The organism is uncultured Alsobacter sp. (genome assembly GCF_945952055.1).
GTDB lineage: Bacteria > Pseudomonadota > Alphaproteobacteria > Rhizobiales > Beijerinckiaceae > Alsobacter.
Window position 1 is genome coordinate 1 of the sequence record NZ_CAMFHB010000100.1, and the last position, 4,331, is coordinate 4,331.

Here is a 4,331-nt window from a genome sequence, read left to right on the forward strand (position 1 = left end):
TCGCCCCTATCGCGATTGCCCGAGAACTCAAGCAGATTTGGTGCGCCCGCCCTGCGGTCGACACGCGCCGTCGAGGCTCATCGCGCCCATTCGAGGAGCTCGCGCGATGGCGGATCGAGCGAGAGCGGCTCCGTGAGCTCATGCCGCGGCCCCGCGTAGCCCTCGAAGCACGCGCGGTGTCCCTTCAACGACAGGTCTCCCTCGCGGGTGTCGTAGGCGGCCACCCACGCGAGCAGCATGTCGAGACGCGCGTCCTGCTCCTGCGCCGACGCGTATTTGTGCGGCTCCCAGGGCCGCGCGCGACAGTGGGCGATGCAACGGTCGACGCCGGGGTTCAGAAACAGCAGCCGTGGCGCGAAGGGAAAGGTCGCCGACACCAGGCCCGCATAACAGCCCTCGACGACCCACTGCGTGTGCGCCTCGCAGAACGCACGCACCATCGCGACGGCGACCTCGGGTGCGCGGGGAACTGCGACCTTCCCCGGCTCCCAGGCCACGGTGTCGAGATCGAGCGACGCCGCGCCCGTGTGCGAGGCGAACCATCGCGCCAGCGTGGATTTTCCCGAGCCCGAATTGCCGAGGATCACAACACGCATGGCTCGCCTCACCGTACGCGCTCAGGCCTCGTCGTAGGCGCGCTCCAGCGCGGCCACGTCGAGCTTCACCATGGTCATCATGGCGGCCACCACGGCCTTCACCTTGCGGGGATCACGGTCGCGCACGAGCTCGGTGAAGCGCCGCGGAACGATCTGCCACGAGAGTCCGAAGGGATCCTTGATCCAGCCGCAGCGCGAGGGCTTCGCACCGGCGCGCAGGAAGCGATCCCAGTAGGCGTCGACCTCGGCCTGGTCGGCACAGTCGACATAGAACGACACGCCTTCGGAGAAGCTGAAGTACGACCCGCCGTTGTAGGCCATGAACGACTGCCCACCGACCACGAACTCCGCCGACTGCACGGGGCCGTCCGCGCCATTCCGCGCGACGTTTCGCACCTCGGAGTCGGGAAAGGTCGCGGTGTAGAACTCGATCGCCGCTTCGAGCTGATCGTTGAACATCAGAAACGGGGTGACCTTCTTCATGGACGTTTCTCCGCGCAGGGTCTTCTCGGCCGACGGGGGGCGCGCGGTGTACCGCGAGGGGCGCGCTCGGGTCACAATTCGCGCAGACCGAAGCGCGCGACGCAGTGCCAGAGTCGCTTGAGCGACTGCGGATCGTGACGCCCCGTGGCCGCGGCGAGACCGAGCGTGCGCGGGGTCAACGCCCCGTCGTCGGCGAGCGCGAGTCCGAGCGCGACCACCTCGGGACCACGGTAGTCGCCATGGAGGCGCAACACGTCGGTGTGCAGACAGAACCCCGGATGCCACGCGACCACGCACCCGAGCGCGCGGGCTTCGCGTTCGACGGCGGTGTCGCGGTAGCAGGGGTCGAGCACGATCGCGTCGACGTCACGGGAGAACCGCACCTCACCGTGAATCTGCGCTTCAACATAGTCATCGAGCGCATCGGCCTCCGTCGCCATGGCCTGCGCGATCACCGCGGAACCGCGCGCCGCGACCCCGAAACAGGTCGGTTCGAACACGCTGTCGGGATGGCAGAACGTCGTCCGTGAGAGAATCTCTCCCCGGAGACGAAGGTGCGCGGAGCCGAAGCGCGGTGATCCGCCGTGCGCACGTCGATGGACGTTCAGCGACCCATACTTCGGGCGTTCCGAGGGAGGTGACAGGTCATAGGCGCCGCCGAAGATGCGGCTCTCCCAGCGCCAGCGATCGCCGCCGGGATGGGCGGTCAATCCCCCATTGCTGGTGCCGGTCTCGAACTGACTCCGATAGACGCCGTCGTGCGCCATGGCCTGCAAGATCGAGCGCCCCGCCACGAGCCGGTCGGGATGAAAATGCACGGTGATCGGCAGCGACGCATCGAGCGCCTCGCCCGCTGCGCGCGCGGCGACGTGGGCGAGGGCGCGCGCCTGCGGAGACGCGGGTGGGAACACGGTCATGCGGCCATCGTCGCACGGCCGATCCCCCGCCGGTCCACACATCTGGGAAGGCACCGCGCGCCCCTCCCCGGTGTGCGCGGGCCTCACCCGCGCGCGCTCCCTCTGGGGCTTCGGACCTGTGAGGTGCCCGCGTCGAGTTCCGTGGACGCGGCAGGTCCGCCGTCGGGACGTTCTCCCCGCCGCATCATGTCGAGAAACTTCTCGAAGCGCCGCTGCCGGGTCTCGGGTTTCTTCGCGGAGGTGAGCCCATAGGCGATGACGAAGCGACCCGACTTCGGAAGCCCTTCGAAGAACCGCCGCGCCTCGGGCCTGCCATCGAGGGCCGCGAGAAAGTCATCGGGAACGGTCATCTCGCTCACCGGCGCATAGGCGTTGGCCCAGCGACCGTCGGCCTTCGCCGCGCGCACCTGGGCGAGGCCGGGCTCCTCCATCCGCCCCTCGGCGATCAGCCGCTCGGCGTGTTCCGTGTTGCGCTTCGACCAGACACTCCGGGCGTTTCTCGGGGTGATACGTTGGAGGTACGCGCGGTCGTCATGGGACTTCTTGATCCCATCGATCCAGCCCCAGCAGAGCGTCTCGATCACGATCTCTTCCCAGCTCACCGAGGAGACGCCCGCCCCGTTCTTGTAGACCTTCACCCACAGCTCGCGCGCCACGGCATGGTTCGCGCGGAGCCACTGGCGCAGGTCCGCAGGCGATGCGAAGGGCAGGATCTTCGACGGATCGGGGTCGGGCATGACGACGAGGTCTTTCGGGATGACGGCAGGGCGGGCGCAGGGATCAGAGCACACGTCGACCGCGAGGAGACAGCGCGCATCACCCGAGGCGTACGGAGGAGCAGCCCGGCCGCACCCTGCGAACGATCACGTCATGGTCCTTCTGTCGTGCGGTGCGCAGAGGGGCCACCGAAGTGCTTGCTGTCGCGCTACACGGCTCCCGCGCCCCGGAGCCGTTCGAGCCATCTTTGCCCCTCTGGCGTTCTCGACCGGCACATCGTTGGTCCGTCGCCGGGGTACTTGAAGATCACGACGGTTGCCGATTCGAGGGGGGCGTCCGCGAGAAACTCGCCGCACGACGACGACACGATGGGAGTCAGGGATGCGCGGACACGCGCCCAGGCGTCGTGGCCGATGTCGACCATGGTGCCCTCGCTGGCGGCCTCGACCAGCACCTCATTGACGATCATCGCGGCGACGAACTGCGAGAACGAGGGGAAGGCCACCTCGCTCGTCTCGAACGCGGCAAACACCGGCGGATCGTCGAGGCCCTGGTCTTCGCAGCGCACGACCCACGACTCGACGCCGTGGACGTCGGCGAGCACCGTGATCACGCCCTCGTCGACGGCCAACAATTCGGGCGCGATCCAGTGAGGGATTCCCCGCTGATTCCAGCGACCCGCGAGGAGATACCACTCTTGAATGGCCGCGGAGAGCGGCAGCCCCTTCGACCGGAGCACCGCCTCCAGCGCGTCGGCGCTCATTCCGGCAGTGGCGTCGAACGGCCCGACCCAGACACGGACGAACGCAACGGTCGCGCGCCACCGCTCGTGCCGCGCCAGCTCGCTCCAGGTTGTTCGTGAGGAAAGCGGGGAGATGACTCAGTCCCTCTGCGGTTGGGGAATGTGGCTGCTCGGGGCGCACCATCCCCAGGTGCCAGACACCTGCGTTGTGCCGCGACTCGGCGTCGGCCTGGAGAAATTGTGAGACCCCGGGCGTCGGTCACTCACCTGCCGACACCAACCAGTGGTTCGGCAAGCCTCCATGCGCCATCAGGTCGCTCACCGCGGCAGAGATGGTGAGCCGATCCAGGCGGGAGACCAGCAGGTCTGGCGCCAGCAGCCAATCGGCAGGGCGATCCAGGCCTTGCTCGATGGCAGCTTCTGCTCGTGCGCGTTCGATGCAGCCAAAGGTCCAGACATTCGCAGCGTAGAGGGCCGCTCCGACCCGGATCTGCACGTTGCAGTAATCACACGCTGGATCGTCGTCCGGTGTTGGGTATCCACCTTCGTACTCTTCGAACTCCAGCCAGAGCGAGAATGCTTCCATGGGGACCTGATGGCTGGCCGATAGGGCACTGCGGTGGACGAAGCGGATCGGAGGCGGGTGAAGGGGGAGTGGTCGGCACCGTCGGCTTGTATAGGTTCTGAGGTCGTCACTCGCTTTGGCGCAGGTGAAGTCGTGCTATTGAAATAGGTTCACAGTCAGCAGCGGCAGTGGCGAGTTCCCGCCGATTTGCCTTGCACGACGCAATACAAGAACGGAATCGGGCTGCCTATATGCAGCAGGGCGGCTGCATCAAATTGCTTGAGTTTTCGCGAGCTTTTCGTACTGCGAGA

6 protein-coding genes are annotated in these 4,331 nt (G+C 67.1%); all 6 read right to left on the reverse strand.

The window, feature by feature from the left end; all coding sequences use genetic code 11:
• Positions 1–77 precede the first annotated feature (77 nt).
• The 6 genes from Q0Q47_RS30960 to Q0Q47_RS30985 all read right to left on the reverse strand — a co-directional run bounded on the left by Q0Q47_RS30960 (position 78) and on the right by Q0Q47_RS30985 (position 4,041).
• Entirely contained in the window at positions 78–596 is a 519-nt protein-coding gene (locus Q0Q47_RS30960; RefSeq protein WP_293869016.1) for a hypothetical protein, read from the reverse strand.
• 21 nt (positions 597–617) lie between these two features.
• A complete protein-coding gene (locus tag Q0Q47_RS30965; protein WP_293869018.1) occupies positions 618–1,079 on the reverse strand; it encodes a VOC family protein in 462 nt (153 codons plus the stop codon).
• A 71-nt stretch (positions 1,080–1,150) separates the two neighbouring features.
• Positions 1,151–1,996, reverse strand: a complete 846-nt coding sequence (locus Q0Q47_RS30970; RefSeq protein ID WP_293869020.1) for a DUF3626 domain-containing protein — start codon at positions 1,994–1,996, stop codon at positions 1,151–1,153.
• A gap of 83 nt (positions 1,997–2,079) precedes the next feature.
• On the reverse strand, positions 2,080–2,733 hold the full coding sequence (locus Q0Q47_RS30975; RefSeq protein ID WP_293869022.1) for a YdeI family protein: 654 nt from the start codon (positions 2,731–2,733) through the stop codon (positions 2,080–2,082).
• A gap of 188 nt (positions 2,734–2,921) precedes the next feature.
• Complete coding sequence (locus Q0Q47_RS30980; protein WP_293869024.1) at positions 2,922–3,476, reverse strand: hypothetical protein; 555 nt, start codon at positions 3,474–3,476, stop codon at positions 2,922–2,924.
• Positions 3,477–3,714: 238 nt separating this feature from the next.
• Positions 3,715–4,041, reverse strand: coding sequence for a hypothetical protein (locus tag Q0Q47_RS30985; protein WP_293869026.1), 327 nt, complete (start codon positions 4,039–4,041; stop codon positions 3,715–3,717).
• Positions 4,042–4,331: the final 290 nt, after the last annotated feature.